At 48.5% G+C, this 20,078-nt stretch carries 18 protein-coding genes and 1 other annotated feature; of the genes, 16 read left to right on the forward strand and 2 right to left on the reverse strand.

The annotated features are described in order from the left end of the window. The first annotated feature begins 121 nt into the window (after positions 1–121). The 12 genes from menB (at position 122) to purL (ending at position 13,380) form a co-directional block, all read left to right on the forward strand. On the forward strand, positions 122–979 hold the full coding sequence (menB, locus tag BN3349_RS00920) for a 1,4-dihydroxy-2-naphthoyl-CoA synthase (protein WP_040975426.1): 858 nt from the start codon (positions 122–124) through the stop codon (positions 977–979). A 68-nt stretch (positions 980–1,047) separates the two neighbouring features. Further along, positions 1,048–2,052: an o-succinylbenzoate synthase gene (menC, locus tag BN3349_RS00925; protein WP_040975427.1), complete on the forward strand. Its 1,005-nt coding sequence runs from the start codon at positions 1,048–1,050 to the stop codon at positions 2,050–2,052. Positions 2,053–2,173: 121 nt separating this feature from the next. After that, a complete protein-coding gene (gene aroQ, locus BN3349_RS00930; RefSeq protein ID WP_040975428.1) occupies positions 2,174–2,635 on the forward strand; it encodes a type II 3-dehydroquinate dehydratase in 462 nt (153 codons plus the stop codon). Positions 2,636–2,787: 152 nt separating this feature from the next. Further along, positions 2,788–3,246, forward strand: a complete 459-nt coding sequence (accB, locus tag BN3349_RS00935; protein ID WP_040975429.1) for an acetyl-CoA carboxylase biotin carboxyl carrier protein — start codon at positions 2,788–2,790, stop codon at positions 3,244–3,246. 57 nt (positions 3,247–3,303) lie between these two features. Continuing rightward, positions 3,304–4,650 carry an acetyl-CoA carboxylase biotin carboxylase subunit gene (gene accC / locus BN3349_RS00940; protein ID WP_040975430.1) on the forward strand — a complete coding sequence of 449 codons (1,347 nt, stop codon included), beginning with the start codon at positions 3,304–3,306 and terminating at the stop codon, positions 4,648–4,650. Positions 4,651–4,693: 43 nt separating this feature from the next. Further along, entirely contained in the window at positions 4,694–4,990 is a 297-nt protein-coding gene (locus BN3349_RS00945) for a YhdT family protein (protein ID WP_306456827.1), read from the forward strand. Next, entirely contained in the window at positions 4,987–6,429 is a 1,443-nt protein-coding gene (gene panF / locus BN3349_RS00950) for a sodium/pantothenate symporter (RefSeq protein WP_040975431.1), read from the forward strand. Before BN3349_RS00945 ends, panF begins: the two co-directional genes overlap by 4 nt. Continuing rightward, the gene (locus BN3349_RS00955; protein WP_040975432.1) at positions 6,426–6,971 is read left to right on the forward strand and encodes an RBBP9/YdeN family alpha/beta hydrolase; all 546 of its coding nucleotides are present in this window, start codon (positions 6,426–6,428) and stop codon (positions 6,969–6,971) included. Before panF ends, BN3349_RS00955 begins: the two co-directional genes overlap by 4 nt. An 8-nt stretch (positions 6,972–6,979) precedes the next feature. Then, entirely contained in the window at positions 6,980–7,861 is an 882-nt protein-coding gene (prmA, locus tag BN3349_RS00960) for a 50S ribosomal protein L11 methyltransferase (protein WP_040975433.1), read from the forward strand. Positions 7,862–8,068: 207 nt separating this feature from the next. Then, positions 8,069–9,052 carry a tRNA dihydrouridine synthase DusB gene (gene dusB / locus BN3349_RS00965; RefSeq protein WP_040975625.1) on the forward strand — a complete coding sequence of 328 codons (984 nt, stop codon included), beginning with the start codon at positions 8,069–8,071 and terminating at the stop codon, positions 9,050–9,052. Next, on the forward strand, positions 9,046–9,345 hold the full coding sequence (gene fis, locus BN3349_RS00970; RefSeq protein WP_032092358.1) for a DNA-binding transcriptional regulator Fis: 300 nt from the start codon (positions 9,046–9,048) through the stop codon (positions 9,343–9,345). Before dusB ends, fis begins: the two co-directional genes overlap by 7 nt. Positions 9,346–9,486: 141 nt before the next feature. Next, entirely contained in the window at positions 9,487–13,380 is a 3,894-nt protein-coding gene (gene purL / locus BN3349_RS00975) for a phosphoribosylformylglycinamidine synthase (protein ID WP_040975434.1), read from the forward strand. 473 nt (positions 13,381–13,853) lie between these two features. On the opposite strand, the gene BN3349_RS00980 is transcribed toward purL, so the two are convergent. After that, positions 13,854–14,621: a M48 family metallopeptidase gene (locus BN3349_RS00980; RefSeq protein WP_040975435.1), complete on the reverse strand. Its 768-nt coding sequence runs from the start codon at positions 14,619–14,621 to the stop codon at positions 13,854–13,856. 80 nt (positions 14,622–14,701) lie between these two features. After that, positions 14,702–15,229 carry an inorganic diphosphatase gene (ppa, locus tag BN3349_RS00985; protein ID WP_032108453.1) on the reverse strand — a complete coding sequence of 176 codons (528 nt, stop codon included), beginning with the start codon at positions 15,227–15,229 and terminating at the stop codon, positions 14,702–14,704. A gap of 191 nt (positions 15,230–15,420) precedes the next feature. Between ppa and mtr the strand changes: the two genes are divergently transcribed. The 4 genes from mtr to hisD all read left to right on the forward strand — a co-directional run bounded on the left by mtr (position 15,421) and on the right by hisD (position 19,890). Further along, a complete protein-coding gene (mtr, locus tag BN3349_RS00990) occupies positions 15,421–16,677 on the forward strand; it encodes a tryptophan permease (RefSeq protein ID WP_040975436.1) in 1,257 nt (418 codons plus the stop codon). Between the two features lies 1 nt (position 16,678). Next, positions 16,679–17,434 carry a class I SAM-dependent methyltransferase gene (locus BN3349_RS00995; protein WP_040975437.1) on the forward strand — a complete coding sequence of 252 codons (756 nt, stop codon included), beginning with the start codon at positions 16,679–16,681 and terminating at the stop codon, positions 17,432–17,434. 88 nt (positions 17,435–17,522) lie between these two features. Continuing rightward, positions 17,523–17,647, forward strand: a sequence feature (His leader region). A gap of 29 nt (positions 17,648–17,676) precedes the next feature. Beyond that, the gene (hisG, locus tag BN3349_RS01000) at positions 17,677–18,576 is read left to right on the forward strand and encodes an ATP phosphoribosyltransferase (RefSeq protein WP_040975438.1); all 900 of its coding nucleotides are present in this window, start codon (positions 17,677–17,679) and stop codon (positions 18,574–18,576) included. 27 nt (positions 18,577–18,603) lie between these two features. Beyond that, the gene (hisD, locus tag BN3349_RS01005) at positions 18,604–19,890 is read left to right on the forward strand and encodes a histidinol dehydrogenase (protein WP_040975439.1); all 1,287 of its coding nucleotides are present in this window, start codon (positions 18,604–18,606) and stop codon (positions 19,888–19,890) included. The last annotated feature ends 188 nt before the right edge of the window (positions 19,891–20,078 follow it).

The raw sequence follows: 20,078 nt of genomic DNA on the forward strand, positions 1-20,078 counted from the left end.
CGCGGGTCGGTTCCCGTTTTGTTTGCTTGAAACGGTGAAAAAATCGACCGCACTTTTAGTCGTGCACAGATTGGGATATAATGAGCCGTTTTCAGCAACCGATTAAAACAAAGGAATTATTATGCAAAATCCAAAAGACGACGTGCTTTATGCACCGATTGAGTGGGTGGATTGCAGCCACGGCTATACAGATATTTTTTATCACAAATCTGCCGATGGCATTGCCAAAATCACGATTAACCGCCCGCAGGTGCGCAATGCGTTTCGTCCGCAGACTGTGAAAGAAATGATTCGGGCGTTTGCTGATGCGCGCTTTGATGAAAAAATCGGTGTGATCGTGTTAACCGGAGAAGGGGAAAAAGCCTTCTGTTCCGGCGGGGATCAGAAAGTACGCGGCGATTACGGCGGTTATAAAGACGAAAGCGGCGTACATCACCTGAATGTGCTGGATTTTCAGCGAGATATTCGCAGCTGTCCGAAGCCGGTGGTGGCGATGGTCGCAGGCTATGCGATCGGCGGCGGGCATGTGCTGCATATGTTGTGTGATTTGACGATTGCCGCGGATAACGCCGTTTTCGGGCAGACCGGACCGAAAGTGGGCTCTTTCGACGGCGGTTGGGGGGCCAGCTATATGGCGCGCATTGTCGGACAGAAAAAAGCGCGCGAAATCTGGTTTTTATGCCGTCAGTATAATGCGCAGGAAGCACTGGATATGGGTTTGGTCAATACCGTTGTGCCTTATGCGCAACTGGAAAAGGAAACCGTACGCTGGTGTCGCGAAATGCTACGCAACAGCCCGATTGCCTTGCGTTGCCTGAAAGCTGCATTGAATGCCGATTGCGACGGTCAGGCCGGTTTGCAGGAACTGGCGGGCAACGCGACAATGTTGTTTTATATGACCGAAGAAGGTCAGGAAGGACGCAATGCTTTCAATGAAAAACGGGCGCCGGATTTCAGCAAGTTTAAACGTAATCCGTAGTGGATTAATCATATAACGGGGTGGAAGTGTCCACCCTTTATTTCAGTACGGCCAAGATAAGTAAGACAATGACAGTGCGTGAATATCATCTTTATCAATACTCAATTCCGGTGGACAGCCAACTCATTTTGCGTAACCGTTTTTTAAAACGGCGCGAGGGGTTGTTGGTGCAGGTGAAATGCGGTGAGAATGAAGGTTGGGGCGAAATTGCGCCGTTGCCGGAGTTTAGCCAAGAAACGCTGGAAATGGCACGAAAACAGACCGCACTTTGGTTAACAAACTGGGATGCAGCGCGCAGCAAAAATGAAAAGCTCTCTTTAGACGGATTGTATCCTTCCGTGGCATTCGGTTTAAGTTGCGCCTTTGCCGAGCTGAAAGGCACCTTAATGCGCGAGGGTAATTATCAGGTCGCACCGTTATGTTACGGCGATCCCGATGAACTGTATGAACCGCTTAACCGAATGCAGGGCGAAAAAGTGGCGAAAATTAAAGTCGGCATGTATGAAGCCAATCGTGACGGCATGATTACGGATATGCTGCTGGAGGCGATTCCCGATTTGTGTTTGCGTCTGGATGCCAATCGCAGCTGGACGCCAGCAAAAGCGCTGTTATTTGCCAAATATGTGAAACCGGAACATCGCAGCCGGATTCAGTTTTTGGAAGAACCTTGCAAAACCCGTGAAGAAAGTCGTCAATTCGCCCGCGAAAGCGGTATTGCTATTGCGTGGGACGAATCTGTGCGCGAACCGGATTTTTGCGTAGCAGCGGAACCGAATGTGGCGGCGATTATTATTAAACCTACGTTAGTCGGTTCGCTGCAACGTTGTGTCGCGTTAATTGAACAGGCACAGCGCCAAGGGCTGAAAGCGGTGATCAGCTCATCAATTGAAAGCAGTCTGGGGCTAACGCAATTGGCTCGCATCGCGCAGCAATATACACCGCATGTGACACCGGGGCTGGATACGTTAAGTTTAATGGATTATCAGGTAATGCGCGAATGGCAAGGATCGAATTTGCCGTTGGTGGGGCTTGAATCGACGTTTATTACTGAGGTTGAAATTCCGCGCGGGTAATTGCGCTGCGTTTTTGGCACAAGCCAACAGCAAAGCGAATTGGTTTGACCACAGGTTATTGTACTGCGGTTTTTTTAAAAACCGCTATAATGCAGGCTATTGAAAGAAAAAGGATAGAATTATGGCGCAATCTGCACGGATTTTGTTATTAAACGGTCCGAATTTGAATATGTTGGGCAAACGCGAACCCCATCATTACGGCAGCATGAGTTTAGCGGCAATTGAACGCCGTATGCAGGAAATTGCCACGCATAATCAGGTGGAATTGCAGTGTTTTCAGGCAAATAGTGAAGAAAAACTGATTGAGCGTATTCACCGCAGTTTTGGTCAAATTGATTTTATTCTTATTAACCCGGCGGCTTATACGCACACCAGCGTGGCATTGCGCGATGCGTTGCTGGCAGTTGCGATTCCGTTTGTTGAGATTCATTTATCCAATATTCATAAGCGCGAACCGTTTCGCCATCATTCCTATTTCAGTGATGTTGCCGAAGGGGTAATTTGCGGGCTGGGCGCGCTGGGTTATGAATTTGCACTGCATTATGCGCTGGATTATTTGGCAAAAAAGCCGAAATTAGCCTGAATTTTAACGCATTTAACAGAATTTTGTCGCCAACAGCGTGATTTTCAGGTAATCTCTCGGGCGGAATTACATTTTAACCCTCCGCACTTTTATCAATTTGCCTATGTGAGCAAAAAGTGCGGTCGAATTTTTTAGTATTTCAGGAAATCGTTATGGACATTCGTAAAATTAAAAAACTGATTGAATTGGTGGAAGAATCGGGCATTATGGAGCTTGAAATTTCCGAAGGTGAAGAATCCGTTCGTATTAATCGCGGGGCGCCAGCGGCAACTGCGCTGCAATATACCGTTCCTGCGGCACCGGTTGCAGCGCCGTCAGCACCTGCGGTTACCGCGCCGAGCGCACCAACGCCTGCACCGGCTGCGGATGAATTATCTGGGCATATCGTGCGCTCACCGATGGTGGGCACTTTCTATCGCAGTCCTAGCCCGGACGCCAAAGTGTTTGTTGAGCTTGGTCAAACCGTCAAAATTGGTGATGCGCTGTGTATCGTTGAAGCGATGAAAATGATGAACCGTATTGAAGCCGACAAAGCGGGTGTGGTGAAAGCCATTTTAGTCAATGACGGCGAACCGGTCGAATTTGACGAACCGTTAATCGTAATCGAATAATCCTGTCTTGTGTGGGGCGCTTGGCGCCCCGCAATAATATGCTAAGAGTACATTCTTATGTTAGAAAAAGTTGTTATTGCCAACCGCGGCGAAATCGCATTACGTATTCTGCGCGCCTGCAAAGAGCTTGGCATTAAAACCGTCGCGGTACATTCTACCGCAGACCGTGAGCTGAAACACGTTTTACTTGCGGATGAAACGGTTTGTATCGGGCCTGCACCTTCTGCAAAAAGTTACCTGAATATTCCGGCGATTATCGCCGCCGCCGAAGTGACCGGTGCCGATGCCATTCATCCGGGCTATGGTTTTTTATCGGAAAACGCCGATTTTGCCGAGCAGGTGGAACGTTCCGGTTTTATTTTTATCGGTCCGACCGCTGATGTGATCCGCCTAATGGGCGATAAAGTGTCTGCCATTCATGCCATGAAAAAAGCCGGTGTGCCTTGCGTGCCGGGGTCTGACGGTCCGGTGGGAACCGATATGGCGAAAAATAAAGAAATTGCCAAACGTATCGGTTATCCGGTTATTATTAAAGCTTCCGGCGGCGGCGGTGGACGCGGCATGCGCGTGGTACGCAGCGAAAGTGCGCTGGAAGAATCCATTGCGATGACCAAAGCGGAAGCCAAAGCGGCATTTAATAATGATATGGTGTATATGGAAAAATATCTGGAAAATCCGCGTCATGTGGAAATTCAGATATTGGCGGATACCCACGGCAATGCGGTGTATCTGGCCGAACGCGACTGTTCCATGCAACGCCGTCATCAGAAAGTGGTGGAAGAAGCGCCGGCGCCGGGTATTTCCGAACAAGTACGGCGCGACATCGGTTCCCGCTGTGCCAAAGCTTGTGTAGAGATCGGCTATCGCGGGGCGGGTACCTTTGAGTTCCTGTATGAAAACGGTGAGTTCTATTTTATCGAAATGAATACTCGTATTCAGGTGGAACATCCAGTGACCGAAATGATCACCGGTGTGGATTTAGTTAAAGAACAGCTGCGTATTGCCGCCGGTTTGCCGATTTCCTTTAAGCAGGAAGATATTAAAGTAAAAGGTCATGCGATCGAGTGTCGAATTAACGCCGAAGATCCGAACACTTTCCTGCCGTCGCCGGGTAAAGTGACGCATCTGCATTCACCGGGCGGTTTAGGCGTACGTTGGGATTCCCATGTGTATGCCGGTTATACTGTCCCACCGCATTATGATTCTATGATTGCGAAACTGATCACTTACGGCGATACCCGTGAAGTGGCGATTCGTCGCATGCAAAATGCGTTGGCAGAAACGATTATCAGCGGAATCAAAACCAATATCCCGCTGCATGAATTGATTCTGGACGATGAAAATTTCCAACGTGGCGGCACGAATATTCATTACCTTGAAAAGAAATTAGGTATGCGCGATTAATGACTGATTTCCCTTCTTCCGGCGACGGAGGAAGGGATTTTTTATGGATAAAAAAGTATCAATCATGCAAAACGAGAAAATAAACCGCGATCCGCGTTATCGGCAGGCCAGTAAAGAAGCCCGCTGGGCGTTGGGTTTAACCATTCTGTATGTGATCGGCTGGTGTTTGTGTGCTTATTTGCCGCAAGAAACACGAGGTCCGCTCGGATTCCCGCTCTGGTTTGAATTATCCTGTTTTTATTTACCCGTATTATTTATTGTAGTCGCCTATTGGGTGATTAAAATTGTATATCAGGATATTAGCCTTGAAAGCGATATTCAAAATCGGGAGGACAAATGAATTTAGGTATTGTACTTCCGCTGATCATCTATCTTACCTTTATTTTCGGTGCAGCGGTGTATGCTTATGTAAAGCGTACGAAAGGCGATTTTTTGACTGAATACTATGTGGGTAACCGTTCGATGACCGGCTTTGTGCTGGCGATGACTACTGCGTCCACTTATGCCAGTGCCAGTTCCTTTATCGGCGGACCGGGGGCGGCGTATAAATTCGGGCTTGGCTGGGTTTTGCTGGCGATGATTCAGGTACCGGCAGTCTGGCTTGCACTTGGGGCGTTGGGGAAAAAATTCGCGCTGCTTTCGCGCGAAACCAATGCGTTAACCATTAACGACTTATTATTGTATCGCTATAAAAATCAATATCTGGTCTGGATTGCCGGATTGGCATTGCTGATCGCTTTTTTTGCCGCGATGACAGTACAGTTTATCGGCGGTGCACGCTTGCTGGAAACCGCGATCGGCATTCCTTACACGCAATCGTTGCTGATTTTCGCTTTAACCGTCGGATTATATACTTTTATCGGCGGATTTCGTGCCGTGGTGCTGACCGATACGATTCAGGGCACGGTGATGATTCTGGGTACAATTATTTTGCTGGTCGGCACGATTTATGCTGCTGGCGGAGTGGAAAGTGCGGTGCAAAAATTAACCGAAATTGATCCCGCGCTGGTCAGTCCTTATGGACCGAACGATATGCTGGATTTTCAGTTTATGGCATCGTTTTGGGTTTTAGTTTGTTTCGGCGTGGTCGGTTTGCCACACACGGCAGTGCGCTGTATGGCGTTTAAAAACAGTCGGGCACTGCATCGCGGCATGTTGATCGGCACGCTGGTGTTATCGGTGATTATGTTGGGTATGCATTTGGCGGGCGCGTTGGGGCGAGCGATCATTCCTGAGCTGAACGTGCCGGATCAGGTTATTCCGACATTAATGCTACAAGTGTTGCCGCCAATTGTCGCCGGGATTTTTCTGGCAGCACCGATGTCGGCGATCATGTCCACCATTGATGCTCAGCTGATTCAATCCTCATCGATTTTCGTCAAAGACCTCTATTTATCCGCCAAACCGGAAATGGCACATAATCAGAAAAAAATCGGTCGCTTTTCTTCATTGATTACACTGGGTTTGACCGCGTTGCTGATTCTGGCGGCGCTGAATCCGCCGGATATGATAATCTGGCTGAATCTGTTCGCTTTCGGCGGCTTGGAGGCGGCGTTTTTATGGGTGATTATCTTAGGGTTGTACTGGGATAAAGCCAATGCCTACGGCGCCATCGGCTCTATGCTGGTTGGGCTCAGCAGTTATATTGCCTTAACCGCCGCGGGTGTCAAATTGTTTGATTTTCATGCTATCGTGCCGTCCTTGGTATTCGGTTTGCTGGCTTTTCTGGCGACGAATAAAATCGGTGAAAAAATCATAACTGTAAGAGAGAAATCATGAACAGAGTTTATATTGTGCACGGTTATCTGGCCGCTCCCGAAAAACATTGGTTTCCATGGCTGGGGCAACAGCTGAGTGACATCGGGATTGAATGTCATATTCTGGCTATGCCGAATGCGCAAACGCCGAACGCACAGGAATGGTTAGACTATTTAAAGCATCATGTAGTGATTGATGAGAAGACGATTATTATCGGGCATAGTTTGGGGTCAATCGCAACGCTGAATTTGCTAGCTTTTGAATATGCCCGACCGCTGGCAGCGATTTTCGTATCCGGTTTTTATCAACCGGTTGAGGGATTGGAAGAATTAATGCCGTTTTCCAATCTGTATGCCATCGCCCCGCCTTGTATGCCGTTTCCGTGTTATGTGATCAGCGCGCTGGATGATCCTATCGTGCCGCATCGTTATAGCGACGAACTGGCAAAACATTTGCAGGCAGTGTATATTCGTCTGCCGCGCGGCGGGCATTTTTTGGATCGAGAAGGTTGCACGGAATTTCCGCCGGTATTGAAATTAATCAAAGAATTGGTAAATAAATAGGATAAACAATGGCTTGGGTACAAATCCGGTTAAACAGCACGGATCGAATGGCAGAACGCATTAGTGATTATTTACAGGAAATCGGGGCAGTGTCCGTGACCTTTATGGACAGTCAGGATACGCCGATTTTCGAACCGTTGCCGGGCGAAACCCGATTATGGGGCAATACGGATATTATGGCGCTGTTTGATGCCGAAACTGATATGCAACAAATTCTGACCGCACTTGAGCATAGCGCACTGCTGGAAGAAAACTTCGTTTATAAGATTGAGCAAATTGAAGATAAAGACTGGGAACGTGCCTGGATGGATAATTTCCATCCGATGCGTTTCGGCGAACGCCTGTGGATTTGCCCGAGCTGGCGTGAGGTGCCGGATGAAACAGCGGTCAATGTAATGTTGGATCCCGGTCTGGCATTCGGCACGGGTACACATCCGACCACTGCGTTGTGTCTGGAATGGCTGGACGGTTTGGATTTAAGCGGCAAAACAGTGATCGATTTCGGTTGTGGTTCCGGCATTCTGGCAATTGCGGCACTGAAATTGGGCGCAAAAAGTGCGGTCGGTATTGACATTGATCCGCAGGCGATTTTAGCCAGCGGCAATAATGCGCAACATAACGGCGTGGCGGCGCGTTTGCAGTTGTTTTTATCCGCCGATAAACCGGCGGATTTAAAAGCGGATGTGGTGGTCGCCAATATTCTGGCGGGACCGCTGAAAGAGCTGTATCCGCTGATCAGCCAATTGGTGAAGCCGAACGGATTGCTTTGTTTATCCGGCATTTTGCAGACACAGGCGCCGTCGGTTTGTGAGGCGTATGCTGAACGTTTTATGCTCGCACCTGTCGAAGTAAGGGAAGAATGGTGCCGGATTACGGGAAAATTAAGCTAACCTTGTCAAGGCTTAAGTATATTTTTTAGCAATTAATTTATCGAAATTTAGACATCGGTTAAACAATTGAAAAAAATTTATAATTTGTATAAAAAATATGCTTTTCAAATGGGGTAAAAGTGCGTATGATAGCACGCCTTGTCGATTGATAGGCGACTGACGGCATGTTTGGCTTTGATTGGATTAATGTGTGACGGGGAAGTGAAAATGCGGATTGGGTCTTATCAACTGAAAAACCGTATTCTTCTTGCTCCGATGGCAGGCATTACCGACCAACCGTTTCGGCGGATTTGCGCTCATTACGGCGCGGGTTTAACCTATTCCGAAATGATGTCGGCCAATCCACAAGTTTGGCATACCGAAAAGTCGAAACTGCGTCTGTCTCATCATCAGGACGCAGGGATAAACGCCGTACAGATAGCGGGTTCCGATCCTGCTGAAATGGCACAGGCGGCACAAGTCAACGTAGAATACGGGGCACAGATTATTGATATTAATATGGGCTGCCCCGCCAAGAAGGTAAACCGCAGGATGGCCGGTTCGGCGCTTTTGCAGTATCCCGATTTGGTTCGACGGATTCTTGAGGCGGTAGTCAATGCCGTGGATGTGCCTGTAACACTAAAAATTAGAACAGGCTGGGATCGGAAAAATAGAAATTGCGTGGAAATCGCGAAAATAGCGGAGCAATCCGGTATTCAGGCTTTGACTGTTCACGGGCGTACCCGCGAATGTTTATTTGAAGGGGAAGCCGAATACGATAATATCAGCGCGGTGAAGCAACAGGTTTCTATTCCGGTTATCGCAAACGGCGATATTACATCTGCCCGTAAAGCACTTGATGTGCTGAATTATACCGAGGCGGATGCAATAATGATCGGGCGTGGCGCACTGGGCAAACCATGGATTTTTCAATCGGTGGCGGCTTTAGTCGAAGCGAATTCGGTCATTTCAGCGCCTAACTTAGCGGAAAAGTGCGGTGTAATTTTGCGTCATATCCGTGAGCTGCATCGTTTTTACGGTGAGGAAAAAGGATATCGCATAGCGCGCAAGCATGTAGCTTGGTATTTACAGGGAATTCAACCTAATTCCGGTTTTAAACAGACTTTTAATGCGATTACGACCGCCGCAGGGCAGCTCGCCGCATTGGAAGATTATTTTAATTTGATTCAATTGGATAGAGAGACATGTTAGAACAACAACGTAATCCGGCTGAGGCCTTAACGGTTTCAGTTTTAAATTCACAATCTCAGGTCACCAACAAACCGCTTCGTGATTCGGTGAAACAGGCATTAAGAAACTATTTATCACAGTTAGACGGTCAGGACGTGAACGATCTTTATGAATTGGTTTTAGCCGAAGTTGAACATCCTATGCTGGATATGGTTATGCAATATACTCGCGGCAATCAAACCCGTGCTGCGACCATGTTGGGTATTAACCGCGGTACCTTACGCAAAAAATTAAAAAAATATGGTATGGGTTAATTGCTGACCGATACGCTGAAACGCCCTTGTTGAGTAATGAGGGCGTTTTTTATTTTATCCGGCGCAAACGTTTTCGTTTCCGTCTAAATTCCTTTATAATATGCCCGTTTTTTGTTAACTCTAACCCATGGTAAAAAGTTTATGTTACAGGTCTTCCGCGGTTCGCCCGCTTTGTCTTCATTCCGTTTAAATCACTTGGCACAACGTTTTCAGAAAGCCGATTTGCCGGTTAAATCCTGCTATGCGGAATATCTGCACTTTGCCGAACTTGCTGGCGCACTGAATGCCGATGAAACGCAGAAATTAGAACAATTGTTACACTACGGTCCGACATTGGCACAACACGAGCCGGCGGGCGAGTGTTTTATCGTGATCCCGCGTGTGGGCACGATTTCTTCTTGGTCATCGAAAGCGACGGATATTGCGCATAACTGCGGTTTAGATAAAGTGCTGCGGCTGGAACGCGGTTTGGCGTTTTATTTTGAAACGACGCGTGCATTAAGTGACAGCGAAGAACAGCGACTGGTTGCGCATATTTATGATCGCATGATGGAAACCGTGATCCGCACGCCACAACAGGCGCAGGTATTATTCCGTCATCAGGAACTGAAACCGTTTACCTCGGTGGATATTTTAAACGGCGGGCGACAGGCGCTGGAGGCGGCGAATGTGGATTTAGGGCTGGCATTGGCAGCGGATGAAATAGATTATTTAGTGGAAAATTTCACCGCACTTGGGCGCAATCCGCACGATATTGAACTGTACATGTTCGCGCAAGCCAATTCGGAACATTGCCGGCATAAGATTTTTAACGCCGATTGGGTGATTGACGGCGAGAAACAGGAAAAATCCCTGTTTAAGATGATTAAAAATACCTTTGAAAAGACTCCGGATTATGTACTTTCCGCCTATAAAGACAATGCGGCGGTGATGGAAGGCTCGAAAGTCGGTCGTTTTTTCCCGGATCAAGACGGTCAGTATCGCTACCATAATGAAGACGCGCATATTTTGATGAAAGTGGAAACCCATAATCACCCGACCGCTATTTCTCCGTTTCCGGGCGCGGCGACCGGTTCCGGTGGTGAAATTCGTGATGAAGGCGCCACCGGTCGCGGTGCCAAACCGAAAGCGGGACTGGTCGGCTTTTCGGTGTCCAACCTGTTGATTCCGGGGTTCGAGCAGCCTTGGGAAGCGCCGTTATGCAAACCGAATCGCATTGCATCCGCGCTGGATATTATGCTTGAAGGTCCGTTGGGCGGCGCCGCATTTAACAACGAATTCGGTCGACCGGCATTGTTGGGTTATTTCCGCACCTACGAAGAAAAAGTGAACAGCTTCAACGGGGAAGAAGTGCGCGGCTACCATAAACCGATTATGCTGGCGGGCGGCATCGGTAACATTCGCGCCGAACACGTACAAAAAGGTGAGATTCCGGTCGGTGCAAAACTTATCGTACTCGGCGGTCCGGCGATGAATATTGGTCTGGGCGGCGGTGCGGCATCGTCCATGGCTTCCGGCAAATCGAAAGAGGATTTGGATTTTGCCTCCGTGCAGCGCGATAACCCGGAAATGGAACGTCGCTGCCAAGAAGTGATCGACCGTTGCTGGCAGCTGGGTGAGGATAATCCTATCGCGTTTATTCATGATGTGGGGGCGGGCGGTTTGTCCAACGCCATGCCTGAACTGGTGCACGACGGAGGACGCGGCGGCAAGTTTGAATTACGCAATATTTTATGTGATGAGCGCGGTATGTCGCCGCTGGAAATTTGGTGTAATGAATCGCAGGAGCGTTATGTATTGGCGGTTGCCGCTGATAAGTTAGCCTTATTTGAACAGCTGTGTCGTCGCGAGCGAGCGCCTTATGCCATCATCGGCGAAGCTACGGCAGAGGCGCATTTGACTTTACATGATAACCATTTCGACAATAATCCGATTGATTTACCGATGGGCGTATTATTAGGCAAAACGCCGAAAATGACCCGCGATGTGCGCTCAAGTGCGGTGGAAAATTCGCCGATTTCGCAGGATGACATCAGCTTAAAAGACGCGTTATATCGCGTATTGCGCCTGCCGGTGGTGGCGGAAAAAACCTTCCTGATTACGATCGGTGACCGTTCAGTGACCGGCATGGTAGCGCGCGATCAAATGATCGGTCCGTGGCAAATTCCGGTGGCAGATTGTGCGGTAACAACCGCCAGTCTGGACAGCTATTACGGCGAAGCAATGTCGATGGGCGAACGTGCTCCTGTAGCGCTGCTGGATTTCGCCGCCTCTGCCCGGTTAGCTGTCGCCGAAAGCATTACCAATATTGCGGCAACGGATATCGGCGATATTAAACGAATTAAATTATCCGCGAACTGGATGTCGGCGGCCGGTCATGCCGGTGAGGACGCCGGGCTGTATGCCGCAGTGAAAGCGGTGGGGGAAGAACTGTGCCCGCAGCTTGGCTTAACCGTGCCGGTAGGCAAAGACTCTATGTCCATGAAAACCACATGGCAGGCAAACGGTGAGCAGAAATCCGTTACCGCGCCATTGTCTTTAATCATCAGTGCCTTTGCCCGCGTGGAAGATGTACGTAAAACCGTCACTGCGCAATTACGCACTGATAAAGGCAGCAGCCGTCTATTACTCATCGATCTGGGTGAGGGCAAAAATCGTTTGGGCGCAACCGCACTTGCGCAGGTATATAAACAACTGGGCGACAAACCGGCGGATGTGGTCAGTGCCGCCAGCTTGAAAGGCTTTTTCGCTGCCATGCAAACGCTGGTAGAGCAGGAAAAACTGTTGGCCTATCATGACCGTTCCGACGGCGGACTGGTAGTGACGCTGGCGGAAATGGCATTTGCCGGTCATTGCGGGGTTTCTGTGGATATCAGTGCGCTGGGTGACAACGATTTAAGCGTGTTATTTAGCGAAGAACTCGGCGCCGTGATTCAGGTGCGAGAAACCGATTTGGCAGCAGTGCGTGAAGTGTTGGCTCAGCATGGTTTGATTCATTTAACCAAAGAGCTGGGCGATGTAACTGAAAATGATGAATTTGAAATTAGCCGCGGTAATAAAGTATTAATCAGCGAAAAACGTTCCGAATTGCGTGGCGTATGGGCGGAACTTACCCATCAAATGCAGCGTCTGCGCGATAATCCGGAATGTGCCGATCAGGAGTTTGCCGCCAAGAAAGATGCGTCCGATAAGGGCTTTTCTGCACATCTGAGTTACGATGTGAACGAAGATATTGCCGCCCCTTATATCGCCGGTGGAGCCAGACCGCGTATCGCTATTTTGCGCGAGCAAGGGGTTAACAGCCATGTGGAAATGGCGGCGGCATTTGACCGCGCCGGTTTTGAAGCCGTTGACGTCCATATGAGCGATTTACATGCCGCCCGTCGCAATTTGAACGAGTTTAATGCACTTGTTGCTTGCGGCGGTTTCTCTTACGGTGATGTTCTTGGTGCCGGCGGTGGATGGGCAAAATCTATCCTATTTAATACCGCACTTCGCGACCAGTTCGCCGCCTTTTTCGAGAATCAAGATACGCTAGCGCTGGGCGTGTGCAACGGTTGCCAAATGCTTTCCAACCTCACTGATATCATCCCTGGCACACAAGCTTGGCCGCGTTTCGTGCGTAATCAGTCCGAACGCTTTGAGGCCCGTGCCGCGCTAGTGCGCATTAATGACAGCAATTCCCTGTGGTTTAACGGAATGGCGGGTTCCCACATGCCGATTGCGGTATCGCACGGTGAAGGTCGGGTAGAGTTCAAAAACGCGCAACAGTTACAACAATTGCGCGAGCAGAAACTGATTGTCGCGCAATATATCGACAACAACCTGCAGCCGACGGAAGTCTACCCAGCCAATCCGAACGGTTCCGTAGAAGGAATTACCGCCTTGTCTAATGTTGACGGCCGCATCGCTATCATGATGCCGCATCCGGAACGCGTATTCCGCACCGTCAGCAATTCATGGCATCCGGAAGATTGGGGCGAAGACGGTGCTTGGATGCGCTTGTTTAGAAATGCAAGAGTTGCTTTTAAATAAGGAAAAGCATAGCAAGCCGCACGTAAAACGTGCGGTTTTTTATGTGTAGGTTTTGATTAAGACTTAATACGCATAAATATAATTTTATTTATGTCGAGGGGGCGACTAATAATATCCGAGAGGGAATACGTTCGGCTGACTTTTGGTAGTGTTTGATATATGGGGGAATCTCAATATAGAAAGAAATACCAAAAGGCGGTGGTTTATGTCTAATCAAATCTTAACCTAAACAATCTCATTCAATAATCATTAATCACTATTGAACAAAATGGCAGTCAGTGTGTGGCTATGAAAAATGTATGGAAAGATAAGGCTTGCATAGAAAACACTGGTTCATTAATGCTTCAACCTAAACCATATCGTAGAAATACTATACATGGGGCGTTGGTCGGTCATTGTTGACGATCATTAGCCACACCGAAATGTTATCAAAACCGACCGCACTTTTTATCTGATTTATTTTATTATTTGACTTATTTTCGGGCACGGTAAATTGCCGTGGCTTGCGGCATTAAGCGCAGCAAATTGGCTTGTCGCTCGGCATCGCTCGGATGGGTTGAAGATAAGGCGGCCAGTACGCTTTTTGAACCGGAGGAGGCTTTTTGCATTTTGTCCCATAATCCCGGCGCCGCTTGAGGATTATAGCCGGCTTCTGCCATTAGAAATAAGCCCACTTCATCGGCTTCGGTTTCTGCGCTGCGCGAATAAGGCTTGTCCAGCGCCCAGTCTTTAGTGAGTCCGACTACCATGGCGCTGCCATCGGAGCCGATTTGAGTTGATAACGCAACATGAGCAACCTGCGCCAGTATATTGGTAAATTGCCCCATATTCGCCTGTTTTCTGCCATGTTCTTTTAGCGAGTGCGCCATTTCATGCGCCATAACCGTGGCAATTTCATCATCATTTAGCTTCAGGCTGTCCACCAGACCGGTATAAAACGCCATTTTGCCGCCCGGCATCGCCCAAGCATTAAGCTCTTTCGATTTGATGACCGTTAACTGCCAGTTGAATACTTGTCCGGTTTGATTTTCTTTGTCGGCGTAAGGGCGTATGGTATTGAAGACGTTACGGATACGTTTGGCGGTTGCTGAGGTGGTATCCACGATGCCTTGCGTTTTGGCTTGATTGACGGTTTGGGTATAACTTAATGCCGCTTGTTGATTGATGCTGGCGGAATCGACGCAGGCAGCCAGCAACGCAAGCACTGAGACGAAAGTCAATGTTGTTACCGTATTGCGCATGATGGTGTTCCTATTCGTTTCTTTTGCTGATTCAGACAAAAAAATACCGTCCCATACAGAACGGTATGTTAACAATGTGATTATTTTTTGGCGCGTTCAAAAGAATCCACAATTTCTTTACGGGCTTCGTTCACATCGCCCCAACCTTCGACTTTTACCCATTTGCCTGCTTCAAGCGCTTTATAGTTTTCAAAGAAATGCTGAATCTGTGCTTTCAATAATGCTGGTAAATCATTCACATCTTTGATGTGATCATATTCTTTGCTTAATTTGCTGTGTGGTACCGCCACAACTTTGGCATCGCCGCCGGATTCGTCGGTCATTTTCAATACGCCTACCGGACGGCAGCGAATCACCGAACCCGGCTGTAACGGATACGGTGTCGGCACCAGTACATCGACCGGATCACCGTCGGAAGAAAGCGTATGATTGACATAACCGTAGTTTGCTGGGTAAAACATCGCCGTTGCCATAAAACGGTCAACAAATAAGGTGCCAGTTTCTTTATCGACTTCATATTTAATCGGATCCGAGTTCGCTGGAATCTCAATTACGACATAAATATCATCCGGCAATGCTTTGCCCGCCGGTACGTTTTCTAAACCCATTGTGTGTTCCTTCTTAAAAAGTTAAGTGTGAATAAAACGGCTCAATTATAGCTTTATTCGCCAGCCGTTGTCGAGTTGTGCTGGCTCGCGCAGGCAAAAAGTCTGCCCGATATTTTCCGTTGCACGCCATTGTTCTTTTGATTTTGTACTATTATAATAGTTCAACTTTTAATTTGTAACGGAAATAAAATATGATTCATAACAAAATACCGTCGCTGTTCGGCGGTGCCATGATTATCGCCGGCGGCACGATTGGTGCAGGCATGTTGGCTAATCCGACTTCCACTGCCGGCGTTTGGTTTATCGGCTCGATAATGGTGTTGATTTATACTTGGTTTTGCATGACCACATCAGGGCTGATGCTGCTGGAAGCCAATCTGCATTATCCCTCCGGCGCCAGTTTTGATACCATTGTGAAAGACCTGCTCGGTAAAGGCTGGAATCTGATCAACGGGTTATCGGTGGCGTTTGTGTTGTATATTCTGACCTATGCCTATATCACCTCAGGCGGCGGGATTACAGAAAGTTTTCTCAATCAATTGCTCAGTTCCGAACAAAGTGCGGTAGAAATCGGGCGTACTTTCGGCTCGCTGATTTTCTGTATTATTCTGGCGGCGTTTGTGTGGCTGTCCACTAAAGCGGTGGATCGAGTAAGCACATTACTGATTGCCGGCATGGTGATTTCTTTCGTGCTGTCTATTACCGGTCTGGTGTCTTCGGTAAAACCTGAGGTGCTGTTCGACAGCATCGCGCAGGGCGAGCCGCATTATCTGTCTTATGTGTGGGTTGCATTACCGGTATGTCTGGTGTCTTTCGGGTTTCATCAGAATGTTCCGAGCCTGGTGAAATATTATCATCGCGACGGTAATCGGGTGATGAAGTCGGTGTTTGTCGGCACGCTGATTGCATTAATTATCTATATCATATGGCAGTTGGCAGTTCAGGGGAATCTGCCGCGAGCCGAATTCGCACCGGTGATTGAAAAAGGCGGTGACATTGCGGTATTGCTGGATGCGCTGAGCAGTTACGTACAAACGGATTATATCGGTTTGATATTACGCTTTTTTGCTTATATGGCGATTGCCAGTTCGTTTCTCGGCGTAACGCTCGGGTTGTTTGATTATATTGCCGATTTGTTCAAACTGGACGACAGTGCCGCAGGCAGAACGAAAACCGCGTTGTTGACTTTTTTACCGCCGTTAATTCTCAGTTTGCTGTTCCCTTTCGGTTTTGTGATCGCGATCGGTTATGCCGGTCTGGCGGCGACCATTTGGGCGGCGATTGTGCCGGCGTTGTTGGCGAAAGCCTGCCGGCGCAAATTTCCGCACCGCAGTTATACGGTGTATGGTGGTAATGTGATGATTTATTTCATTATTTTATTCGGCCTGTTGAATATTTTTGCACAGTTGGCGATGCAATTCGGCTGGTTGCCGGTGTTTAAAGGATAAGATGTTGCAGCAATCCGTTTATGATCACGCGGAGTTTTTCGCGTTATATCAAAAATTACGCAGCAATCCGCACAGTGTAAATGAAATCGTCGAGAAACCGACCATGTTGGCGTTACTGCCCGATTTAAACGGCAAAAAAGTGTTGGACATGGGCTGTGGCACGGGCGAGCATTTGTGTCTTTATCTACAGCGCGGCGCCGCTTTTGTGGTCGGCATGGATTTATCACAAACCATGCTCAAACAGGCGCAAGTCGAATTGGAAAAACTGGCGAAAAATCGACCGCACTTTGCGCTTTATCATTTACCGATGGAAAATCTTTCGGCACTGCCGCAAGCGGAGTTTGATGTGATCACCAGCTCATTTGCCTTTCATTATGTTGAGGATTTTTCTGCGCTGTTAGCTCAAATCTACGCCAAGCTCAAGGCGGGCGGCGAGCTGGTGTTTTCTCAGGAACATCCTATTGTCACCTGTTATCGCGACGGTGAGCGCTGGGAAAAGGATGAAAACAAACGTCAGATTGCCTATCGCCTGAATTATTATCGCGAAGAAGGCGAGCGCACCCGGCGCTGGTTTCGCCAACCTTTTAACACCTATCACCGTACCGTGGCGACCATTATGAATAATTTGATTGCCGCCGGTTTTCGGATTGAACATATCGCCGAACCGATGCTAACGCAGCAGCCGCAATGGCAGGCGGAGTTCAAGGATTTACAGCATCGCCCGCTATTATTTTTTGTCAAGGCAAAAAAAGAGTAAAAAAGTCTTGCTTGGCGACAATTTTCCGAGTAGATTAAATGTCAAGCAATTTTGGAGCAAACAACATGAATTTCAACCGCACTTCTCATCATCACCATCATTCCCCTGATTAATCTTTCAGGCGTGTCGTGGTGCTTGGAAGATAACCTTCCGAGCCAGTGCAGTAGAAACCCATTCAAACCTCTCGGAAGACAACTTTCGAGAGGTTTTTTTATCATTAAATTTGCAGATAAGGAAAAAATATGGCAGACAACAAACGCTTAAGAATCGCACTACAGAAAAAAGGTCGTTTAAGTAAAGACTGCGCCGAACTGCTTAGTCAGTGCGGGGTAAAAATCAACTGGAACGAACAGCGCCTAATTGCCTATTCGGAAAATATGCCGATTGAAATTCTGCGCGTGCGCGATGATGATATTCCGGGCTTGGTGTTCGACGGCGTGGTGGATCTCGGTATCATCGGCGAAAACGTGCTGGAAGAGGAAGAACTGGGACGCCTTGCCGCGGGCGAATGTGTCACCTATAAAAAATTGCGCCAACTGGATTTCGGCGGCTGCCGTTTGTCGCTGGCGGTGGATCGCGATCATCAATATCACAATGTGCAGGATTTCGCCGATGCGCGCATTGCCACCTCTTACCCGAATTTGCTCAAACGTTATATGAAGGCGCAACAGGTTCCGTTTAAAAGCACCTTACTGAACGGTTCGGTGGAAGTGGCACCGAGCGCTGGACTTGCTGATGCGATTTGCGATTTGGTGTCGTCGGGAGCGACGCTGGAAGCGAACGGCTTGAAAGAAGTGGAGGTGATTTATCGGTCCAAGGCTTGTTTGATTCAGCGTGCAGAACCGTTAAGCGCAGATAAACAGCTGCTGGTAAACCGTCTGTTGACTCGCATTCAAGGCGTTTCGCAGGCGCGCGAATCCAAATATATTATGCTGCATGCTCCGAAAGATAAGCTGGAACAGATTACCGCACTATTGCCGGGGGTGGAAAATCCGACCATTCTGCCGCTGGCGCATGATAATGCCAGAGTCGCTATGCACGTAGTCAGTCAGGAAAACCTGTTTTGGGAAACCATGGAACGTTTAAAAGAAGCCGGCGCCAGCTCGATTCTGGTGTTGCCGATTGAAAAAATGATGGCGTAATCCGCCCGCAACATAAGAGATAATAAGATGCAAACCTTAATCTGGAACAACCTTACCGAAACCGAAAAACAACAAGCGCTGACTCGCCCGGCAATTTCCGCCTCCGACGATATAAAAAGTGCGGTGGAAAATATTATAAATTTAGTTAATGCTGAGGGAGATCGCGCGCTGTTTGAGTTAACCGAAAAGTTCGATAACACCAAGCTCGACAGCTTGCTCGTGTCGGAACAGCAAATTGCACAGGCAAGCGCGCGCATTCCCGAGGCGTTGAAACAGGCGATTCAAAATGCGAAACGTAATATCACCGCTTTTCACCAAGCGCAAAAATCGCAAGCCGTTGATGTGGAAACGCAACCGGGCGTACGCTGTCAGGTAGTTACCCGCCCGATAAATCGGGTCGGACTGTATATTCCAGGCGGTTCGGCGCCGCTGTTTTCCACCGTGTTAATGTTGTCGATTCCGGCAAATATCGCCGGCTGTAAAACAGTCGTACTTTGTTCCCCGCCACCGATTGCCGATGAAATTCTTTATACTGCTAAGCTGTGCGGCGTGGGAACCATTTATGCGATTGGCGGTGCGCAGGCGATTGCGGCAATGGCGTTCGGTACCAAAACTGTGGTTAAAGTGGATAAAATTTTCGGACCGGGCAACGCCTTTGTCACCGAAGCAAAACGGCAGGTTAGCCAGTTAATTAACGGCGCGAATATCGATATGCCGGCGGGGCCGTCGGAAGTCTTGGTGTTGGCGGACGGCAGTGCCGATCCGGAGTTTGTCGCCAGCGATCTGCTTTCGCAGGCGGAACACGGCGCCGACAGCCAGGTGATGTTAGTTACGCCGAGCCGAGAATTAGCCGCGCAAACCGAACGGGCGATCGAACGCCAGCTAACTTTGCTGCCGCGCGCCGAAACTGCGCGTAAAGCGCTGTCTCACAGCCGCACGTTTATCGCCGAAGATTTGTCGCAATGTGTTGCGATCAGCAACCGATATGCACCCGAACATTTGGTTGTGCAAGTAGAAAATGCTCGTGATTTACTGCCGTCGTTAGATAACGCAGGGTCCATTTTCCTCGGTGCTTATTCGCCGGAAAGCATGGGCGACTACGCCAGCGGCACCAATCATGTGCTGCCGACTTATGGTTACACCCGCACTTATTCCAGCCTCGGTTTGGCGGATTTCAGCAAACGCATGACCGTGCAGGAACTCACCCCGCAAGGCTTTAAAGCGCTGGCTAACACCGTTGAATTAATGGCAAGTGCGGAGCAGTTGGAGGCGCATAAACAGGCAGTAAGCATTCGACTGGCGAAAATCAAATAGCGATTTTGACCGTTTAATTAAGGTGAAAATCATGAATAATCTGATTGAAATTTACCAAATCCAAGACGGGCAAACGCAGGTCGAAGTGCGGTTTGAACAGGAAACTGCGTGGCTGTCACAAGTGCAAATGGCTGCCTTGTTGGGGAAGGATGTTAGAACGATTAATGAACACCTCGGAAAGGTTTTTA

Source organism: Necropsobacter massiliensis (assembly GCF_000827595.2).
In the GTDB taxonomy this organism is placed as follows: domain Bacteria; phylum Pseudomonadota; class Gammaproteobacteria; order Enterobacterales; family Pasteurellaceae; genus Necropsobacter; species Necropsobacter massiliensis.

Coding starts and splice junctions, on each gene's coding strand:
- menB (WP_040975426.1), top strand. CDS start 122: ATGCAAAATCCAAAAGACGACGTGCTTTATGCACCGATTGAGTGGGTG.
- menC (WP_040975427.1), top strand. CDS start 1,048: ATGACAGTGCGTGAATATCATCTTTATCAATACTCAATTCCGGTGGAC.
- aroQ (WP_040975428.1), top strand. CDS start 2,174: ATGGCGCAATCTGCACGGATTTTGTTATTAAACGGTCCGAATTTGAAT.
- accB (WP_040975429.1), top strand. CDS start 2,788: ATGGACATTCGTAAAATTAAAAAACTGATTGAATTGGTGGAAGAATCG.
- accC (WP_040975430.1), top strand. CDS start 3,304: ATGTTAGAAAAAGTTGTTATTGCCAACCGCGGCGAAATCGCATTACGT.
- BN3349_RS00945 (WP_306456827.1), top strand. CDS start 4,694: ATGGATAAAAAAGTATCAATCATGCAAAACGAGAAAATAAACCGCGAT.
- panF (WP_040975431.1), top strand. CDS start 4,987: ATGAATTTAGGTATTGTACTTCCGCTGATCATCTATCTTACCTTTATT.
- BN3349_RS00955 (WP_040975432.1), top strand. CDS start 6,426: ATGAACAGAGTTTATATTGTGCACGGTTATCTGGCCGCTCCCGAAAAA.
- prmA (WP_040975433.1), top strand. CDS start 6,980: ATGGCTTGGGTACAAATCCGGTTAAACAGCACGGATCGAATGGCAGAA.
- dusB (WP_040975625.1), top strand. CDS start 8,069: ATGCGGATTGGGTCTTATCAACTGAAAAACCGTATTCTTCTTGCTCCG.
- fis (WP_032092358.1), top strand. CDS start 9,046: ATGTTAGAACAACAACGTAATCCGGCTGAGGCCTTAACGGTTTCAGTT.
- purL (WP_040975434.1), top strand. CDS start 9,487: ATGTTACAGGTCTTCCGCGGTTCGCCCGCTTTGTCTTCATTCCGTTTA.
- BN3349_RS00980 (WP_040975435.1), bottom strand. CDS start 14,621: ATGCGCAATACGGTAACAACATTGACTTTCGTCTCAGTGCTTGCGTTG.
- ppa (WP_032108453.1), bottom strand. CDS start 15,229: ATGGGTTTAGAAAACGTACCGGCGGGCAAAGCATTGCCGGATGATATT.
- mtr (WP_040975436.1), top strand. CDS start 15,421: ATGATTCATAACAAAATACCGTCGCTGTTCGGCGGTGCCATGATTATC.
- BN3349_RS00995 (WP_040975437.1), top strand. CDS start 16,679: ATGTTGCAGCAATCCGTTTATGATCACGCGGAGTTTTTCGCGTTATAT.
- hisG (WP_040975438.1), top strand. CDS start 17,677: ATGGCAGACAACAAACGCTTAAGAATCGCACTACAGAAAAAAGGTCGT.
- hisD (WP_040975439.1), top strand. CDS start 18,604: ATGCAAACCTTAATCTGGAACAACCTTACCGAAACCGAAAAACAACAA.